The organism is Janibacter sp. CFPM2_SD2, from assembly GCF_057364645.1.
On sequence record NZ_JBNFOF010000056.1, the window covers coordinates 1 to 15988 of the forward strand.

16 protein-coding genes and 1 pseudogene are annotated in these 15988 nt (G+C 67.9%); 6 read left to right on the plus strand and 11 right to left on the minus strand.

What is annotated here, in order from left to right:
• Positions 1 to 1502 precede the first annotated feature (1502 nt).
• Positions 1503 to 2510 carry a glycoside hydrolase family 15 protein gene (locus AC2W7J_RS07375; protein ID WP_485981930.1) on the plus strand — a complete coding sequence of 336 codons (1008 nt, stop codon included), beginning with the start codon at positions 1503 to 1505 and terminating at the stop codon, positions 2508 to 2510.
• Positions 2488 to 3036 carry a DUF1990 domain-containing protein gene (locus AC2W7J_RS07380; RefSeq protein ID WP_485981931.1) on the plus strand — a complete coding sequence of 183 codons (549 nt, stop codon included), beginning with the start codon at positions 2488 to 2490 and terminating at the stop codon, positions 3034 to 3036. Before AC2W7J_RS07375 ends, AC2W7J_RS07380 begins: the two co-directional genes overlap by 23 nt.
• Here AC2W7J_RS07380 and AC2W7J_RS07385 read toward each other — a convergent pair.
• The 10 genes and pseudogenes from AC2W7J_RS07385 to AC2W7J_RS07430 form a co-directional block, all read right to left on the minus strand.
• Positions 2968 to 3267 (minus strand): annotated as a pseudogene (locus AC2W7J_RS07385) (SDR family NAD(P)-dependent oxidoreductase); the annotation flags it as partial. The gene AC2W7J_RS07380 and the pseudogene AC2W7J_RS07385 sit on opposite strands and share 69 nt — an antisense overlap.
• 22 nt (positions 3268 to 3289) lie before the next feature.
• Positions 3290 to 4504, minus strand: a complete 1215-nt coding sequence (locus AC2W7J_RS07390; protein ID WP_485981932.1) for a thiolase family protein — start codon at positions 4502 to 4504, stop codon at positions 3290 to 3292.
• A gap of 42 nt (positions 4505 to 4546) precedes the next feature.
• Positions 4547 to 6109 carry a class I adenylate-forming enzyme family protein gene (locus tag AC2W7J_RS07395; protein ID WP_485981933.1) on the minus strand — a complete coding sequence of 521 codons (1563 nt, stop codon included), beginning with the start codon at positions 6107 to 6109 and terminating at the stop codon, positions 4547 to 4549.
• Between the two features lie 723 nt (positions 6110 to 6832).
• Complete coding sequence (locus tag AC2W7J_RS07400) at positions 6833 to 7978, minus strand: thiolase family protein (protein WP_485981934.1); 1146 nt, start codon at positions 7976 to 7978, stop codon at positions 6833 to 6835.
• Complete coding sequence (locus AC2W7J_RS07405) at positions 7971 to 8387, minus strand: Zn-ribbon domain-containing OB-fold protein (RefSeq protein ID WP_485981935.1); 417 nt, start codon at positions 8385 to 8387, stop codon at positions 7971 to 7973. Before AC2W7J_RS07405 ends, AC2W7J_RS07400 begins: the two co-directional genes overlap by 8 nt.
• Positions 8388 to 8457: 70 nt before the next feature.
• Entirely contained in the window at positions 8458 to 9225 is a 768-nt protein-coding gene (locus AC2W7J_RS07410; protein ID WP_485981936.1) for an SDR family NAD(P)-dependent oxidoreductase, read from the minus strand.
• 27 nt (positions 9226 to 9252) lie between these two features.
• On the minus strand, positions 9253 to 10008 hold the full coding sequence (locus tag AC2W7J_RS07415; protein WP_485981937.1) for an enoyl-CoA hydratase/isomerase family protein: 756 nt from the start codon (positions 10006 to 10008) through the stop codon (positions 9253 to 9255).
• A 156-nt stretch (positions 10009 to 10164) separates the two neighbouring features.
• A complete protein-coding gene (locus AC2W7J_RS07420; protein ID WP_485981938.1) occupies positions 10165 to 11325 on the minus strand; it encodes an acyl-CoA dehydrogenase family protein in 1161 nt (386 codons plus the stop codon).
• Positions 11261 to 12988 (minus strand): AMP-binding protein, encoded by a 1728-nt coding sequence (locus tag AC2W7J_RS07425; RefSeq protein WP_485981939.1) that lies wholly within the window; start codon positions 12986 to 12988, stop codon positions 11261 to 11263. Before AC2W7J_RS07425 ends, AC2W7J_RS07420 begins: the two co-directional genes overlap by 65 nt.
• An 11-nt stretch (positions 12989 to 12999) precedes the next feature.
• Positions 13000 to 13464: a MaoC/PaaZ C-terminal domain-containing protein gene (locus AC2W7J_RS07430; protein WP_485981940.1), complete on the minus strand. Its 465-nt coding sequence runs from the start codon at positions 13462 to 13464 to the stop codon at positions 13000 to 13002.
• Between the two features lie 115 nt (positions 13465 to 13579).
• Here AC2W7J_RS07430 and AC2W7J_RS07435 point away from each other — a divergent pair, with 115 nt between their 5' ends.
• From AC2W7J_RS07435 to AC2W7J_RS07450, 4 genes are all read left to right on the plus strand, one after another.
• Positions 13580 to 13924: a TetR/AcrR family transcriptional regulator gene (locus tag AC2W7J_RS07435; protein WP_485981941.1), complete on the plus strand. Its 345-nt coding sequence runs from the start codon at positions 13580 to 13582 to the stop codon at positions 13922 to 13924.
• Complete coding sequence (locus AC2W7J_RS07440) at positions 13858 to 14163, plus strand: hypothetical protein (RefSeq protein ID WP_485981945.1); 306 nt, start codon at positions 13858 to 13860, stop codon at positions 14161 to 14163. Before AC2W7J_RS07435 ends, AC2W7J_RS07440 begins: the two co-directional genes overlap by 67 nt.
• Positions 14164 to 14301: 138 nt before the next feature.
• A complete protein-coding gene (locus tag AC2W7J_RS07445; protein WP_485981944.1) occupies positions 14302 to 14493 on the plus strand; it encodes a DUF1990 family protein in 192 nt (63 codons plus the stop codon).
• Between the two features lie 416 nt (positions 14494 to 14909).
• The gene (locus tag AC2W7J_RS07450; protein WP_485981942.1) at positions 14910 to 15107 is read left to right on the plus strand and encodes a dihydrofolate reductase family protein; all 198 of its coding nucleotides are present in this window, start codon (positions 14910 to 14912) and stop codon (positions 15105 to 15107) included.
• Between the two features lie 72 nt (positions 15108 to 15179).
• Here AC2W7J_RS07450 and AC2W7J_RS07455 read toward each other — a convergent pair whose 3' ends face one another.
• A complete protein-coding gene (locus AC2W7J_RS07455) occupies positions 15180 to 15881 on the minus strand; it encodes a YcnI family copper-binding membrane protein (protein ID WP_485981943.1) in 702 nt (233 codons plus the stop codon).
• Positions 15882 to 15988 lie beyond the last annotated feature (107 nt).

Genomic DNA, 15988 nt, shown 5'->3' on the forward strand with positions numbered 1-15988 from the left:
TGTGATACTACTCTCACGCACGCGGCTCGCCGCGACTCGCCGCGCTTCCGGCCGCTCGGTGGGCCCCGCGCTCCGGGCTCGTGCCCTCGCCCCTACGCGCACCCCCCACCTGCACGCCCCTTCGCCGCCCGGCCGAAACACGAGGAAGGACACCCGGTGCTCCCCACACCGAGTGCCCTCACCTATGAACCGCCGACCCGCCGCTACACCATCCGACCTCCACGGCCACGGCTCAAGCGGCCCGCACCCACCGCAACAGGGACGCGCTCCGCGCCTGCGCACCACACCTGACCAAGCCTCCTGGCCGCTTGCCCCGCACCCGCTCCGGCCGGCTCTGCTCCGCTATCGGGACGGCGGCTCTCCGTGCCCCCCTGGTGCCCCCCGACGCTGCGAACCGAGGCGTCGATGGCACGTATGCACTTCTGCGAGTGGCGGATTCCCGGGGCGACGAGACCGCCGCGCGCCTTCGCAATGAGAAGGTCAGGGGTTCGAATCCCCTCAGCTCCACCACCGAAGGCCCCCGGATTTCCGGGGGTTTTCGCCGTTCTGGGGCACCTCACGACTGGGCCCGGCATCGTCGGCGGGGGAGGTGGTGCCCCGGTGGTACCCCACTCGGCATTGAGCCGCTCGAGGCCCGTCCGATCGGCCCCCGTGCCCAGGACGTTCGATCTGCCGCGCCCTTGAGCTTGTCCCCTGATTCTGGACGTTGAGTTGAGGGCGAAAACTGGTCCGACTCTTGGATTCCACCGTTGTCGGCAAGGCGTCCCCCAGCATTGCGAGAGGCGCTCATAGGGTGCGACGGTGACTGGCCTCGAACTGCTGTTTCGCCCTGACATGCCACTGGTTGTCTGGTCACTGGTCTGGGTCGCTGCTGCGGCTGTCATGTGGGGTCGAGGACGGGTGGTCCCCACGGTGTGGTTCGTCACGTGGCCGCTCGGAGCGCTCGTGGTGCGCGAACTTGTTCCGCCGAGCCGCGGCCTGGTGCCGGGACTCCCGCGTACCTGGGACCTGCCGGTTGAGCACGTGTTGTGGCCGTGGCAGTGGTTCCAGCCGGACCCTCGACTCGGGGGGATCGTGCTGATGCTTCTGGCGGGTCTCCCATTGAGCCGCCGGCCGAGCATGCTGTTCATGGCCGCCGGGACTCCCCTTGTTGTCGAGGTGTTGCAGTACGCGGTTCCGTCCCTGGCCAGAGTCGGCTCGACGCCCGATCTGGTTCACGCGTGGATGGCGCTGGCCTGTGGGTCGCTCATTGGGATCGCCGCAACCTCTCTTTGGGCTCGGCGCCCGTCGGTGTCGCGAAGGGCGGTCGTGGTCGCAGCCCTCGCCGCGGTGGTTGCCGTCGGTGTGGCTATCGCCGTTCCAAGCTCATCAATTGACCCCAGGGCCTCAACGCCTGTGGCTGGGAAGGGCTTCCATGTTCCGGCGGGCGACACACCCGCGTCCGAGCCGCGGCGTGGTTGGCGGACGGGACGATTCCTGGCAGTGGCGGGCCGTACGAGGAGATGAGCCGAGTCGCCCTCTGGGACCTCCAACTTCTGACCACCAACGGCTTGAAGGTCGGAGCGCTGCCGGCAGCGGGGCCATCCGAGAAGTGGGGATACTTCTGGCCGCGTGACGGAGCCTTCCTGGTCGTGGCACTGCATCGCACCGGGCACGAGCTCGAGGCCACTGGTGTGCTCGAGGGTGTCAGCACTCTCTATCTGGATCCGATGTACGGGTTCGACGCCCGGTATCTCTTGTCTGGCGAACGCGTCTACCTCGATCCCCGCCGGGCGCAAGTTGACGGGTGCGGCTGGGTGCTGTGGGCGATCCACGAGACGAGTCAGGGTGTCAGGTCGACGTCGAAGATCGACCGGCTCCGCGACCGATGCACCGACCAGCTGCTGAGGTCTACGGGCGGAGGAAGCCACCTCCCTTCACCTGGGCAGGACTACTGGGAGCAGACCAGCCACCGATATCTCCTGGGCGCCAGTGCACCCGTTGCCGCTGGCCTGCGCTTCGCCGCGCGCGACTACCGGAAGCTCGGCCAGTCCCAGCGAGCCGAGACTGTTCAACGGGCAGCTGAGGGAGTGCGCGCTGAGATCAACGAGATCTTTGGGCCGGGTTTCCAGCGATCGCCCACCCAAGGGGGTGTCGACGCGTCGAGCGCCATGCTCATGCCTCCCTTCGACCCCCAACCCCTTCCGGGAGTCGCCGACGCCTGGGCGAGGTACCAACGGGACGCCATTCGCCCGGCAGGAGGCCTCGCGCCGGGTGCGGAGTGGAAGAACGACGGGACATCGTGGACACCGGAAGTCGCGCTTGTCGCATACAGTGCCGCGGCGTCCGGCGACAGGTCGACGGCGCTTCACTGGCTCGCATGGCTGGACAGGCATCGCACGGAATGGGGTTCTCTGCCCGAAAAGGTCGACTGGAAGGGCGACCCAGGCGGGCCGGCGCCGCTCGGCTGGACCTCAGCTCTTGTCATTCTCACCCTGGACGAGCTCGATGCTGATGATGTTCGAAGATGAGGTCGTCGACATGGACCAGCCCCCCGTCACCTACGCCCCCGTCGGGTGCACGCGCACGGGCGTGGTGCCGGACGGGTTCGACGAGCTGCGCCGCAGCCGTCGGGTTGGATCGGGGCGGGCGGACTTCGGGCGGGCCGCAGACGCTTTGATGACGTGGCAGATGCACCGTCGAGCCGGGATCGCGGTGATGGCATCGCACGCGCGGGTCGAGACCGGAGCGGTCGCGAACCTGTGCCTGGGCGTGGGGCGGCTGGGCCTGCGTGCGCCGGTGCGGGTCGTGGACGTGGTCGACGAGCCCACCCGTCGCGGCTTCGCCTACGGCACCCTCCCCGGGCACCCCGAGAGCGGCGAGGAGTCGTTCGTCGTGGAGCTGGGCGAAACGGGCGACGTCACCCTCACCATCACGGTCCACGTCGACGACCGTGCCGGGAGGCCCTACGACGCCGACGTTGTTCACGAGCACCTCGAGCGTGCCGTCCAACGCGGTTGCCTGTTCGATGACAGATTCGCAGTCATCGGGCTGTGACACATCCGCCGCAACGGCAACTGCCCGGCCACCGTCGGCGGCGATCATGCGGCAAGTCTCCTCAGCGCTGTCCAGCGACTTGTCGACAACCAGAACCGTGTACCCACGTTCGGCCAACAGGATGCTGGCTGCCCTCCCGTTACCGATGCCCGAGCCTTGGGAGCCACCGCCGGTGACGACCGCTACCTTGTCCTGACCGCCACGGGTATGGATGATGTTCGACTTGTCCATTCTGCGTCTCCTCGATATCCGTTTAGCGCGACAGGATCGACACGACCGCGACTGCTTCCTCCTCGCCGAGGAAGCCACCGCCGTTCTCGCACAGGCCGACCTGGGGGTTGTCGAGTTGATTGGCGCCGGCCTGTCCGCGCAGCTGCCGCACAACCTCAGAAATCTGGCTCAGCCCAGTCGCACCGATCGGATGGCCCTTGGACTCGAGTCCTCCGGAGAGATTGATCGGCTTGGCCCCGGTGATACTTGTCTCGCCCCGCAGCGCTGCTGGACCACCGTCACCAGGAGCGAAATACCCAAGGTTCTCGGAGATCTGGATCTCCCCGAAGGCGGTCGCGTCATGGACCTCGGTAACGTCCACGTCTTCGGGTGACAGGCCGGACCGCTCGTAGGCACGCTGCGCCGCCCGCCACGTGACAGGAGTGGCCCTGTCGGACGAGTCCGACGTCGTCGGGGTCGCGACCTCCACCGCCCGGATCTGAATGGGGGTGCTCTGCGTCTTGATCTCCCCCGGTGCCGCGACGACTACAGCGGCGGCTCCGTCCGTCAGCGGCGCGCACATGGGGACGGTCAGCGGATGCAACAGTCTGCGTCCAGCCAGAACGTCGTCGATGGTCATGGCCTTGCGATAGAAGGCGTACTCGTTGCCTACAGCGTGCGCATGGTTCTTAGCGGCAACGGCAGCGATCTGCTCTTGGGTTGTCCCATGCTCCTCCATGTGGCCGCGTGCCCAAGCTGCGTAGATGTCCATGAAGACGCTGCGATTGCCCACCTTGTCGTCGGCGACCGTTCCTCCGATATCGGCGAGGACTGCCTCCAATCCTCCGGGGATTTCTTGGTCGTACGCACCTGTGAAGATCTGGCCATATCCTGGCGAGTCCGGGATGTTCATCTTCTCTACCCCGATTGCAAGGGCGACACGACTCTCGCCGGCGCGGACCGACGTGGTCGCAAGCTTGAACGCACTGGAGCCGCTGGCACAGGCGTTCTCCACGTTCACGACGGGCACCTCGTGGATGCCCGTCCCGAGCAGACCGACCTGGCCCGCGACCATCGTCTGGTTCTGGAGGATGCCCTGCGTAGTGTTCGCAAAGAAGACCGTATCCACCTGTTCTGGTGAAATGCCCGCATCCTTGAGCGCCGCGGCGACAGCGGCTTGCGTGAGCTGCTTTACGGACAAGTCGTAGTGACGCCCGAAAGGCGTCATACCTACGCCAATGATTTGCGCGTTAGACATACCAGTCTCCTTTTAAAGAGGATGTGAGGAGTGCAGCGTGGGTTAGATCGACCGGTTCGCGGTGGCCCAGTACCGATCACGAACGGCGCGGCGCAACACCTTTCCGTTAGCACTCCGGGGCACCGTCTCGACGACATCGACACCCTTCGGGGTGAGGACACCACCGAGTCGCGTGCGACAGTGGGCGAGGAGGGCTGAGACATCGATCTCGACGCCAGGCTCCGGCTCGACGACGGCCCACACTGCCTCGCCCCACTCCTCATGCGGCACGCCGACGACAGCACACTCGTGAACACCCGGATAGGTGAAGATTGCCTGTTCCACTTGGGTCGGGTAGACATTGAACCCGCCCGAGATGATCATGTCCTTCTTGCGATCGGTGATGTGCAGGTATCCCCGATCGTCCAGGAAGCCCACGTCACCGGTGTGCAGCCACCCGTCGCGGATGGTGGCGGCGGTCTTCTCGGGCTCCTTGTAGTAGCCGGCCATGACCATGTCGCCGCGTACGCAGATCTCTCCGGTCTCCCCGGTGGCCAACGTCTTCCCACTGTCGTCACGGATCTCGAGCGCGATCAATGGGTAGGGGCGTCCGCACGACTGCAGGTGGTCGTCGTGGGCGATAACGCCGTCGCGGAAATGCTCCTCCGGCCGCATGTACGCGATGGCAGCGGGAGCCTCGATCTGGCCGTACGCCTCGGTCATGATCGGTCCGAAAACCTTCAGAGCGCGCTTGAGCTTGTCCGTAGACATCGGTGCAGCGGCGTAGATGAGGTACCGCATAGAGCTCAGGTCCACGGGGTGTGCGGCACCCTCCACGTAGGAGAGGAGTCGGTACACGACGGTGGGTGGGAGGAAGAACTCCGTGACGCCGTGCTTAGCGATCGTCTCGACGAGGTGGGCTGGGTCCGGCTTCGTCAGGACTACCACGGTCCCGCCTCTGGCGGTCGCCGGCAGGCTCAGCAACCCCGAAGTGTGGGTCATAGGGGCCGCCGCCAGGTTCACAATCTTCTCGTCCTCGGCGTACTGGAACGCCAGCATCAGATGCGCGAATGCCGCGGCGAAGCTGCGATGGGTGTTCATTGCGCCCTTGGGCGCGCCAGTGGTCCCGCCCGACGGTGAGATCGCGATGACATCCGTCATCTCGAATTCGATCCCGGGCGTCTCGGTCGACGAGCCAGCGATCCACCGAGCCAGGGATGTGCCGTCCGACGGCTCGTCATCGATGCGAATCGCCAGTCGTATGTTGGCCTGCTCGATGAGGACCTTTGCATCCTCGGCGAGGTCCTCGTGATAAAAGAGGACCTCGCAGTCGAACCTCTCGGCTAGCGTGGCATTGTCGGAGGCTGACGTTGCAGGGTTCAAGGGAACCCAAATGCCACCGGCGCGCCACAGTCCAATCACGCATAGCCAGGACCGGATGTCGTTCGGAGACAGGATTGCCGCTTTTGTGCCGGGCTCGAATCCACCGGACAACAGTGCGTTGGCGACCTGGCACGTCAGGTCGCGAGCTTCTTGGAACGAGTACCTTTCGTCGCCCTTGACGTATGCGGTGGCGTTCGGGTCGATGCGCCATCCCCGGTCGAAGAATTCATAGACGGCTACCACTGTGGCTCCTTTGCCAGCTTGCCACCGCGTCTGCGGGACACTGAGTTTCCTACGACTCGCTCCGACGGGCGATGTGATTGAACATCAGTCTCTGGGTTGGCGGCGCCTGACTCCATATCGGCAGCCACAACGTGAGTAACCGGTCGTTGTGCAGAACGACAATGAACGAACCAAGGCGCGGGCGGTTGCGCGCTCCACGAGCCTGAGCGACGAGCTTTGAGCCCTGATCAGGCGGTCCGGTGCGAGTCGCTTCCACGTATCCGCCTTGACCTGTCAGCTACCGCCGGTTCCCGACAATCGAGCCCGAGTCCGGTCACCTCATCCCCACCGCGAGGCTCAGGGACCCCGTGGGTTGGTGGTCTCCCCGCGGGGCGGCGGCTCAGTACCTCCTCGGTGGCTCGGGGGTTGGTGAGCTTGGTTCAGCTGAACATCGCGGCGGCGGCGTAGTCGGCATCGAGTGCGTAGGCGCCGGTCGGCCTGCGTGTCGGTTGTGCGTTCCGGCTCGTCGGCGTCCAGGCCCTCGCAGGGGCCGTTGGGGGTGGCCGTGGCTCGTCCGGCGGCGAGGTCGGTGAGCAGCGCGAGCACGCGCCTTTGGCCGGCGGTCACCGCGTGGCCTCGGTCTAGAAGAGCGTGTCATCCCAGTCACGACCTCGCCATCCACACGCCGCCCCGGCACTCGCCGTCATGGTCGGGGTGGCTCCCTCCCCGTCGGTGCAGCAGCCGTCAACGAGTGAGCACGTGCACCCCCGCCGCGGCCACATCCATCCCGTTGACCACACCACCCAGCATCTGCGCCACCCCGACTCGCGCGTCGGGGACCTGGACGTCGCCGGCCCGCCCGCGCAGTTGGTTGGTGATGTCACAGATCGTGCGCACACCGGAGGCGGCGAGCGGGTGCCCGAGCGAGAGCAGACCTCCGCTGGGGTTGACCGGGATGCGCCCACCGAGCGAGGTCGCGCCAGAGCGCAGCAGACCGATCCCCTCGCCGCGCTCACACAGCCCAAGGTCCTCGTAGTGGACGATCTCCTCGCTGGCGAAGGCATCGTGCAGCTCGACGACGTCGACGTCCGACGGCGAAACGCCCGCCTGCTCGTAGGCCAGCTGCGCGGCGCGCTCCCCCGCCGGCATCGTCGTGATGTCGGGTCGCAGGAAATCCTGCTGCCCCGAGACGAGCGCCGAGCCGGCGATGTGGATCGGCAGGTCGCAGTACTTCTCCGCCACCTCCGGGGAGGCCAGGACGACCGCCGCCGCCCCGTCGGTGTTCGGACAGCACTGCAGCAGGGTGATCGGGTCGGCGATCATCCGCGAACCGAGCACCTCCTCCACCGTGAAGCGCTTGCGGTACTGCGCCCGCGGGTTGAGCGCGCCGAAGTCGTGTGCCTTGACCGACACCTGGGCGAAATCCTCCGGCGTGGCACCGTGGGTCTCCATGAGGCGCCGGGCCTGCAGCGCGAAGAGGACCGGCATGGTCATGCCGAGCTGTCCGTCGAGGTCGTCCCGGTCCGGCGGGATGAGCTTGCCGGCGACCGGGCTCGTCGTCATCGACTCGACGCCGATGGCGACGCCGACGTCGATGTATCCCGCGGCGATGTCCTTGTACAGGCTGCGCACGGCGGTGGCGCCGCCGGAGCACGCGTTCTCCACGTTGACCATCTCGATACGGGCGACGCCGATGTCCTTCATGATGCTCTGGCTGGTCACCATCGCGTCGAAGACGCGCGACGCGAAGACCGCCTGCAGGTCCGCGGGTCGCATCCCGGCATCTTGGATCGCCGCGACCGCGGCCTGGCGACCCATCTGCGGCGCGGTGCGTCCCGGAGTCTTGCCGAAGTCGCTCTGACCGGCGCCGATGACGAAGACGTCACGCATCGAGGGCCTCCTGGCCTGTGGTGGGGGCGAATCGGTAGGCGAGCACGTCCTGCTCCCCTTCACGCCACAGTGGCGCGATCTCCAGGCGCATCGGGGTTCCCGAGGGCAGCGGCTCGTCACCGCTGACCGCGATCTGGGTGAAGACCCGGATGTCGTGCGGCATCGTCACGTAGCCCACGCTGTACCCGGGCTCGAAGCGGCCGTTGCCCATGTGCACGACGGTGGCGCAGAGCAACTCGCCCTCGGCACCAAGCTCGACGGTCTCGATGCTCTCGTGGCCGCACTCGAGGCAGCTCTCGGTGACCGGGAAGACGGTGCGCCCGCACGCGCCGCACCGTCCCGCCAGCAGGGTCGGTCCGGTGTCGGACTCCCGGAAGAGCCCCTCCCGGACAGGGATGGTCTCGGTCATGTCAGTACTCCTTGTCGGCTCTGCCGGACGGATCGGTGTGGTGGTGGGCGAAGGGTTGGACGTCGCCGGCTCAGGACGGCGGCAGGATCATCCCGGCGTCGAGCCGGATCGTCCGGCCGTTGTGCATCGGGTTACGCACGATCTCCTCGATGAGCATCGCGAACTCCTCGGGCCGGCCCATGCGCTGTGGGAAGAGCGCGTTGCTGGTCAGCTCGGACCTCAACTCCGGCGGCATCTGGTCGTAGATCGGGGTGTCGAAGAGGCCTGGAGCCACGGTCATCACCCGGATCCCGTGCGTCGACAGTTCCCGGAAGAGCGGCATGGTCAGGCCGACAAGTGCTGCCTTGGTGGCGCTGTAGGCGATCTGCCCGACCTGCCCCTCGTAGGCCGCGCCCGAGGAGATGTTGATGATGACGCCGCGCTCGCCGTCCTCGTTCGGGTCGCTGGCCGACATACCGGGTACGACGCTGCGCATGACGTGGATCGGCCCATAGAGGTTGACCTTGATGCCCGTGTCGAAGACCTCCATCGGCAGCGGGCCGCGGCTGCTCAGCAGCTTGGACGGCGCCGGCACCGCGGCAGCGTTGACGACGAGGCGCACCGGGCCGTACTCCGACTCGACCGCGGCGACGGCGGACTCAACCTGCGCCAGGTCGCTCACGTCGACCCGATGGAAGCGGTAAGACTCACCGAGCTCCGACTCGAGGGCAGCTCCCTTCGTCTCGTCGAGGTCGAAGGCCGCCACGGTGGCGCCGAGCTGGAGCATGCGGCGTGCTGCCGCCTCCCCCAGCCCCGAGGCGCCCCCCGTGACGATGGCGACGGAGGTGCTGATCTTCATGGTCCTTCTCCTGGGTGGTGGTCGAGGTCAGCGGGCGGTGGTCGTGGAGCCGAAGACCGGGTCGCGCTTCTCGGCGAAGGCGCGCAGGCCTTCCTGGACGTCGCCGCTGTGCAGGTGCTCGGCGGTGGCCAGCAGCTCCAGCCGTAGCGCGCTGTCGAGCGGCTGATCCAGGCCGTCGTCGATGGCCTGCTTGAACAGGCGCAGCGCGCTCGGGCTGCGGCGGGCGATCGTCGCCGCGAGCTCGTCGGCTCGGGCGTGGAGCTCCTCGGCCGGGACAACCTCGTTGACCAGGCCGATGGCCATCGCCTGGTCCGCGGGCAGCAGCTCCCCGGTGAAGGCGAGGTACTTCGCCCGGGTCGGGCCGACCACCCGCGGCAGGCGGGAGGCGCCACCGGCTCCGGGGAGCAGGCCGTAGTTCGTGTGGCCGTCCCCAATCCGAGCCCTCGCCGAGGCGAGAACGAGGTCGCAGTGCAGCGCCAACTCGAGTCCGCCGGCCATGGTGGTGCCGTTGAGTGCGGCGATGACCGGCTTCGGCAGGCTCGCCAGGCGGGCGAAGGCCGCTTGGGCAAGACGCTCGAAGGCCAGCAACCGCGGGCCGTCAATCTCACCGTCGGGCCCGAGGACCTCCTTTAGGTCGGCGCCCGCGCAAAACGCCCGGCCCGTCGCCGCCACGACGACGACCCGAACCGCTGGGTCCTCGGCGACCGCGGCGACGTGGGCGGCCAACTCCCCGAGGAGTTCCGCCCCCAAGGCATTCATCTGCGCCGGCCTGTTGAGCGTCAACCGGGTGACGGGCCCCGGTCCTCCCGGATGACCAACGCGCTGCTCATGCACTCACGCCCTCGCCGGCCCCGGCCCGCAAGCGCCGCGTTGAGCCGCTCACACCCATCGAGAGCGACGAGCGCGACGGCTCGTCGCGCTTGCGGAGCACGCCAGGGCTCACAGCGCCCGCCCAATAAGCTCCCGCATGATCTCGTTGGTCCCGCCGTAGATCTTTTGGACGCGGGCCGCGGCGTACATCCGGGCGATGGGATACTCCATCATGTAGCCATAGCCACCGAAGAGTTGGAGGCACCGGTCGACGACCTCGACCTGGATCTCGGTCCCGTGCAGCTTGGCCATGGAGGCAGTCGCGGCGTCAAGTGTCCCGCCGACCGCCTGCTGGATGCATTGGTCCATGAAGGCGCGAGCGGCCAGCACCTTCGTCGTGCAGTCCGCGAGCTCGAACTTCGTGTTCTGGAAGTCCAGCACGGGTCGACCGAAGACCTGCCGTTCCTTGACGTAGGTAATGGCCTCGAGGAGCGCCGCCTCGGCCATGGCCACTCCCCCGACGCCGATGATCAGGCGCTCGCGCGGCAGCTGCTCCATCAGCTGGTAGAAGCCCTGCCCCTCCTCTCCGCCGAGCAGGTTGGCCGTCGGTACCCGCACGTCGGTGAAGGAGAGCTCGCGGGTGTCCTGCCCGTGCTGCCCGATCTTCTGCAGCACCCGGCCGCGCTCGAATCCCGCGAGGTCCTCCAACTCGGCCACGACGAGCGAGATGCCTCGGGCGCCCTGGCTCGGGTCGGTCTTGACGACGACGACGAGCAGGTCCATGTGGGTCGCGTTGGAGATGAAGGTCTTCGACCCGTTAATGATGTAGTCGTCACCGTCACGCCGGGCGGTGGTGCGCACCGCCTGCAGGTCGGAGCCTGTCCCCGGCTCGGTCATCGCGATGCCGACGACCTTCTCCCCGCGCGCGAGCGCAGGGAGCCACCGCTGCTTCTGCTCGTGGTTGCCGAAGGCGTTGATGTAGTGCGACACGATTGTCGAGTGCACGTTGAAGCCGAAGGCGGTGTCGTGGGCCAGCGCCAGCTCTTGCTGGACGAGCGCCTCATGGCCGAAATTGCCGCCCCCTCCGCCGTACTCTTCGGGGATGTCGAGACAGAGCAACCCGGTGGCGCCGGCCTTGGTCCACAGCCCACGGTCGACGTGGTGCTGCTCGGCCCACCGCTCTTGGTGCGGGGTGACCTCGGCGCGGAAGAAGGAGCGGGCGAGCTTACGCAGCTCGGCCTGGTCCTCGTCCTGCCATGCGGGGGCGTAGTCGGTCAGCAGCGTGCTCATGCCAGCTCCTGGGCGTAGACGTCCCCGTGCTCGGCGCGGATGGCCTTCTTGTCGAGCTTGCCGACGCTGGTGCGCGGAAGCTCGTCGACGAAGAGGACCTTCTCGGGCATCTGCCAGCTGGCGAAGTGTGGCGCGAGGTGCCGGTGGATGTCATCGAGCGGGAGTTCGTTCCCGTCCTCGGTGAGACGAGGGCGACCGGGCGCTCCTGCCACTTCGGGTGCGCGACCCCGACGACTGCGGCCTCATGGATCCCCGGGTGGGACATCAGCTGGTTCTCCATGTCAATCGAAGAGATCCACTCGCCGCCGGACTTGATGACGTCCTTGAGCCGGTCGGTCAGTTTGAGGTAACCGTGCTCGTCGATCGTCCCGACGTCGCCACTGCGCCAGTAGCCGTCGAGGAATCGGGTGTCATCATCCATGGCGTGGTAGCGGTCGATGATCCACGGACCCCGCACGAGCACCTCGCCCTGGCTGACCCCGTCGAAGGGGACGTCCTTGCCGTCACCGTCGACGAGCCGGAAGTCGACACCGGTGGCCATGAGCCCTTGGCGGCGCTTCATGTCCCACTTCTCCTCCTCGGAGAGCACGCCGCGCAGTGAGGGCTTGAGACCCTTGTTGACCGTGACGAGCGGGGTGGTCTCAGTCGCGCCGTAGGCGTGGATGATGTCGGCGCCGGTGACGTCGTGGAATCCCTTCATCAGGCTCAGCGGCGGCTCCGTCGCACCACTGAGGAGACGGGCGCGGCTGAAGTCCGGCGTGGTCTCCAGGGTCCGGATGTAGTCGAGCATCGGCTGGAAGATTGCCGGCGCGCCGTTGGTGACGGTGACCTCCTCCTCAACCATGGCGTCAACAAGGACGGAAGTGTCCTCCATCGTGTAGCGGCCCGGTAGCACGATCTTCGTCATCGCCTGGACCGCCGCCTGGGGCAGTCCCCAGCACTGGCCGTGAAACATCGGGGTGATGAACATCGTCGTGTCCTCGTTGCTCATCCCGAGCAGGCCGACCATGGCGAGGGTGTGCAGGTAGATGCCCCTATGGGAGTAGTAGATGCCCTTCGGCCGACCGGTCGTCCCCGTCGTGTAGCAGGCGCTGTAGGCGGAGTCCTCCGCGATGAGCGGCCAATCGCGGGAGCTCTCGGCATCGGCGAGAAGCTCTTCGTAGTGGTGGGCGTTCGGGAGAGAGGTCTCGATCCGGTCCATCGGTCGGTCGCTCATGACGATCCAGCCCTTGACGCCCTCGACGTGCGGGGCGATGGCCTCGGCAACAGGCAGGAGGGACTCGTCAACGCAGATCCACGAGGCCTCGCTGTGGGTGGTCACGTACCCCAGGTCCTCGGGGCCGAGGCGCAGGTTCATCTGCAGCATGACCGCCGCCAGCCCCGGAATAGCCCAGTAGAGCTCGAAGTGGCGACGACTGTTCCAGTCCAGGATGCCGACCACGTCGCCGGGAGCGACCCCGAGACCCTCCAGGACGTTGGCTCCCTTGGTGATGCGCGTCCACGCCTCGCCGTAGGTGTAACGGTCCCAGCCACCGTCGGGGGTCCGGTAGACGATCTCCTGCTCGGGATACGTGCGCGCCGCGTGGCGGATTAGCGTCGTGGTGTTCAGCGGGTGGGTGTCAGCGTGCGTCGAGGTACGGCCTCGGATGAGCTCGCGGGTCATCTCGTTCTCCTTCAGGGTCGTGTGTGCAGGTAGGCGGTCATCGACAGGCTGAGCACGTTCTCGCCGGTCTGGTTGGTGAGCTCGCCGGCGAAGGTGAGCAGTCCCCTTCCTCGCTCTGGTTCGAGGAGACGATCGGTGACCGTCGTGGTGCCGGTGAGGACGTCACCGGGGCGCACGGGGCGGCGCAGGCGCAGGTTGTCGATGCCGGTGCCACCGATGACGTGCCAATGCTCGGTACGTGAGGTGATCTCCAGGCGCTGGTAGATCGCCATGGTGTGGATGCCACTGGCGATGAGGCCGCCGAGTGCACCTTCGGCGGCAGCGCGCTCGGTGTCGGTGTGGAAGAACTGCGGGTCCCACCGGGAGGCGAACTCGATGATCTCGGCCTCCGTCACGGTGTAGGAACCGAGGTCACGCGGCACGCCCACGCGGGCGTCCTCGGCGTAGAGGCCGACAGCCTGCGTGGTGTCTTGCATCGTCTCGCGCCTCTCGTCGTTGAGCAGCCTTCTTGTACGTTTGTATAGCATACTGAATCAGATGTACAGGGTTTCGCCTCCGTGCTTGACTCGGGGGCGACGAAGGGAGACGGGCATGACGCAGGCAGCACCGCAGCGCGACCTCACGGCACGGGCCCGGATCCGCAACACGGCACTCACGCGCTTCGCGAACACCGGCGTCGAGGGGGCATCGATGCGGCGGATCGCAGCCGACGCCGGGGTGACGGTTGGCCTCGTTGTGCACCACTTCGGGACTAAGGAGAGGCTGCGCGAAGAGGTCGAGACGTACGTCGTCGACCAGTTCGCCGAGCGATCGCCTCCGTCCCCGTCGAGGGGCTCGCGCGTGACGTCGCCCGCGAGCGCAACCGGGCCGTGGCCGAGATGCTCGCCCAGCAGCCCGACGTCGTCACCTACGTGCGCCGCGCGGTGCTTGGCTTGAGCGGCCCGGACGACGACCTGCTCCGACGACTGGCCGAGCTCGCTGCGGAAGAAGTGGCTCGGGCGCGCGCCTACGGCGTCGCCGACACCGACCGGCGTGACTCGATCCAGACCATCCGCACTATGACCCGCCAGCTGGGACAGCTCCTCCTCCAGCCGATGATCGACTCGATGTGGGAACAGCTCGGCGGTGATGACCTGGATCCGGACAAGCCCACCCTCGTCGTGCGCGTTGAGTGAGGCCGCGCAAGCGCGTGGCCGATGAGGCACAGCGGGTTTCCGTTCGCGTCGGCGTACTCGCACGTCGTCTGGCTCGGGCCCTCATAGACCCGGTCCGGGTCAGCTGCCGCTTCTTCGCGGACCGCTCGGATCAGGTCGCTGGCGGTCGTCTCGTGGTCCTGCGCCTCGAGGGCACGCAGTGCGGGGTGTAGCCAGCCCACAGCTGGTAGGTGGCGCGCCGTCTCCCGTCCGGCGTCACGGTTGGCGCGCCTCTCCGGGCCGGTCGGCCGCTTGGTGCAGTCGCGGCTCACCGACCGCTACCTGTGGGCGCTCGCCGGGGACGCGGGGTGACGGGCTCCCCCTTCGCCAGTAGCGTCGGTCCATGGCACCCACGCCCGGCCTCGTCACCTACTCGATGAACATCTCGCTCGACGGCTACATCGTCGGGCCGGACGGCGGCTTCGACTGGTCGGAGCCGGACGAAGAGGTCTTCGCCGCCCACACCGACGAGCTGCGGGGGATCGGCGTGCACCTGCTCGGCCGCCGGCTGCACGAGACGATGTCCTACTGGGAGACCGCCGACCAGGAGCCCGAGTCCGACTACTCCACGGTCGAGTGGGCGCGGATGTGGCGGGCGGTGCCCAAGGTCGTCTACTCCCGCACCCTCACCGAGGTGACCGGCACCAACACCCGGCTGGCGACGCGCGGCCTCGCCGAGGAGATCGCGGCCCTGCGTGCCGAGTCCGACGAAGGGGAGATCGCTCTCGGTGGCGCAGAACTTGCCGGCGGCGCGCGGCGCCGACCTCGTCGACGAGTACCGGCCCTTCGTCCTGCCGGTCGTCGTCGGGGGTGGGCGCCCCTACTGGCCGGAGGGGTTGGACCGGATCGACCTCGAGCACGTGGGCAGCCGCACCTTCGGCAACGGGGTCGTGGCCTCGCGCTATCGGGTGGTGCGGCCCGGCTGAGCCCGGAGGGGGCGGGTCAAAGACAGACCGCGCGCACGCGCACTGTCTTGACCCGCCGGCCGTCGGTCGATGTCAGCCCTTCCGGCGCCCGACCACCGCGACCGCCGTCCCGAGCAGCGCGACGACGAGCGCCAGGCTGCCGAGCACCCGGGCGAGGGTGTCGGAGGAGGCCGGTTCGCTCCCTTCGTCATCAGTCCCGTCGTCTTGCGTGGTGGCATGGTGGCCACCCTCCTCGGCGGCCGTGACCTCGAAGCTCGGAGCCGGGGACTCCGGCTCCTCACCGCCCTCCGTGGCGACGTCCGACCAGTCGGCGACCTCGCCGTCGGAGTAGGTCTGCTTCGCCGGGAGGACGAGCTCGCCGGGGGTGGGCAGCGGGCCGGCGCTGATCGCGAACTCCGCGTACTCGCCCGGCGCGATGCCGGCCGACTCGGAGTCGGCAGTCCACGTGACCGTCCGCGGCGCCTCGCTGAGGACGAGGTCGTTGGCGGTGACCTTCTCGGGGAGCTTCGCCGTCGTCACCTTCGCCGTCCATCCCGGGACCGGGCGGACGGAGACGGTCGCGAGCGGCCGGTCCTGGGGGAGCGTGACGACGAGCTTCGTCGTCGACGCGGTGTCCGACTCGTTGGGCACGCGGAAGGTCAGCGCCGCGTAACCGCCGGACGCCGTGGCGTCAGGGATGACGCGCACGTGGGCGGAGGCGGGCAGAGCCGTCGCGGCCGTGGCGGGGAGGGCGAGGGTCAGGGCTGCGCCGGAGCGCAGGATGGTGCGGTTCATGAGGTTGTCCTTCGGTGAGGTGTGCGGGGCCCGCCCGCGCCCTCACGGCGAGGGACGGGTCAGGCAGGAGTGGGAGCGGGCGGCGCCGGCGGCCGCGTCGCCCCACC

What these genes read in the sequence shown, in the direction of transcription:
- AC2W7J_RS07375 (WP_485981930.1), top strand. Translation starts at nt 1,503, where the DNA reads ATGAGCCGAGTCGCCCTCTGGGACCTCCAACTTCTGACCACCAACGGC.
- AC2W7J_RS07380 (WP_485981931.1), top strand. Translation starts at nt 2,488, where the DNA reads ATGCTGATGATGTTCGAAGATGAGGTCGTCGACATGGACCAGCCCCCC.
- AC2W7J_RS07390 (WP_485981932.1), bottom strand. Translation starts at nt 4,504, where the DNA reads ATGTCTAACGCGCAAATCATTGGCGTAGGTATGACGCCTTTCGGGCGT.
- AC2W7J_RS07400 (WP_485981934.1), bottom strand. Translation starts at nt 7,978, where the DNA reads ATGCGTGACGTCTTCGTCATCGGCGCCGGTCAGAGCGACTTCGGCAAG.
- AC2W7J_RS07405 (WP_485981935.1), bottom strand. Translation starts at nt 8,387, where the DNA reads ATGACCGAGACCATCCCTGTCCGGGAGGGGCTCTTCCGGGAGTCCGAC.
- AC2W7J_RS07410 (WP_485981936.1), bottom strand. Translation starts at nt 9,225, where the DNA reads ATGAAGATCAGCACCTCCGTCGCCATCGTCACGGGGGGCGCCTCGGGG.
- AC2W7J_RS07420 (WP_485981938.1), bottom strand. Translation starts at nt 11,325, where the DNA reads ATGAGCACGCTGCTGACCGACTACGCCCCCGCATGGCAGGACGAGGAC.
- AC2W7J_RS07425 (WP_485981939.1), bottom strand. Translation starts at nt 12,988, where the DNA reads ATGACCCGCGAGCTCATCCGAGGCCGTACCTCGACGCACGCTGACACC.
- AC2W7J_RS07430 (WP_485981940.1), bottom strand. Translation starts at nt 13,464, where the DNA reads ATGCAAGACACCACGCAGGCTGTCGGCCTCTACGCCGAGGACGCCCGC.
- AC2W7J_RS07435 (WP_485981941.1), top strand. Translation starts at nt 13,580, where the DNA reads ATGACGCAGGCAGCACCGCAGCGCGACCTCACGGCACGGGCCCGGATC.
- AC2W7J_RS07455 (WP_485981943.1), bottom strand. Translation starts at nt 15,881, where the DNA reads ATGAACCGCACCATCCTGCGCTCCGGCGCAGCCCTGACCCTCGCCCTC.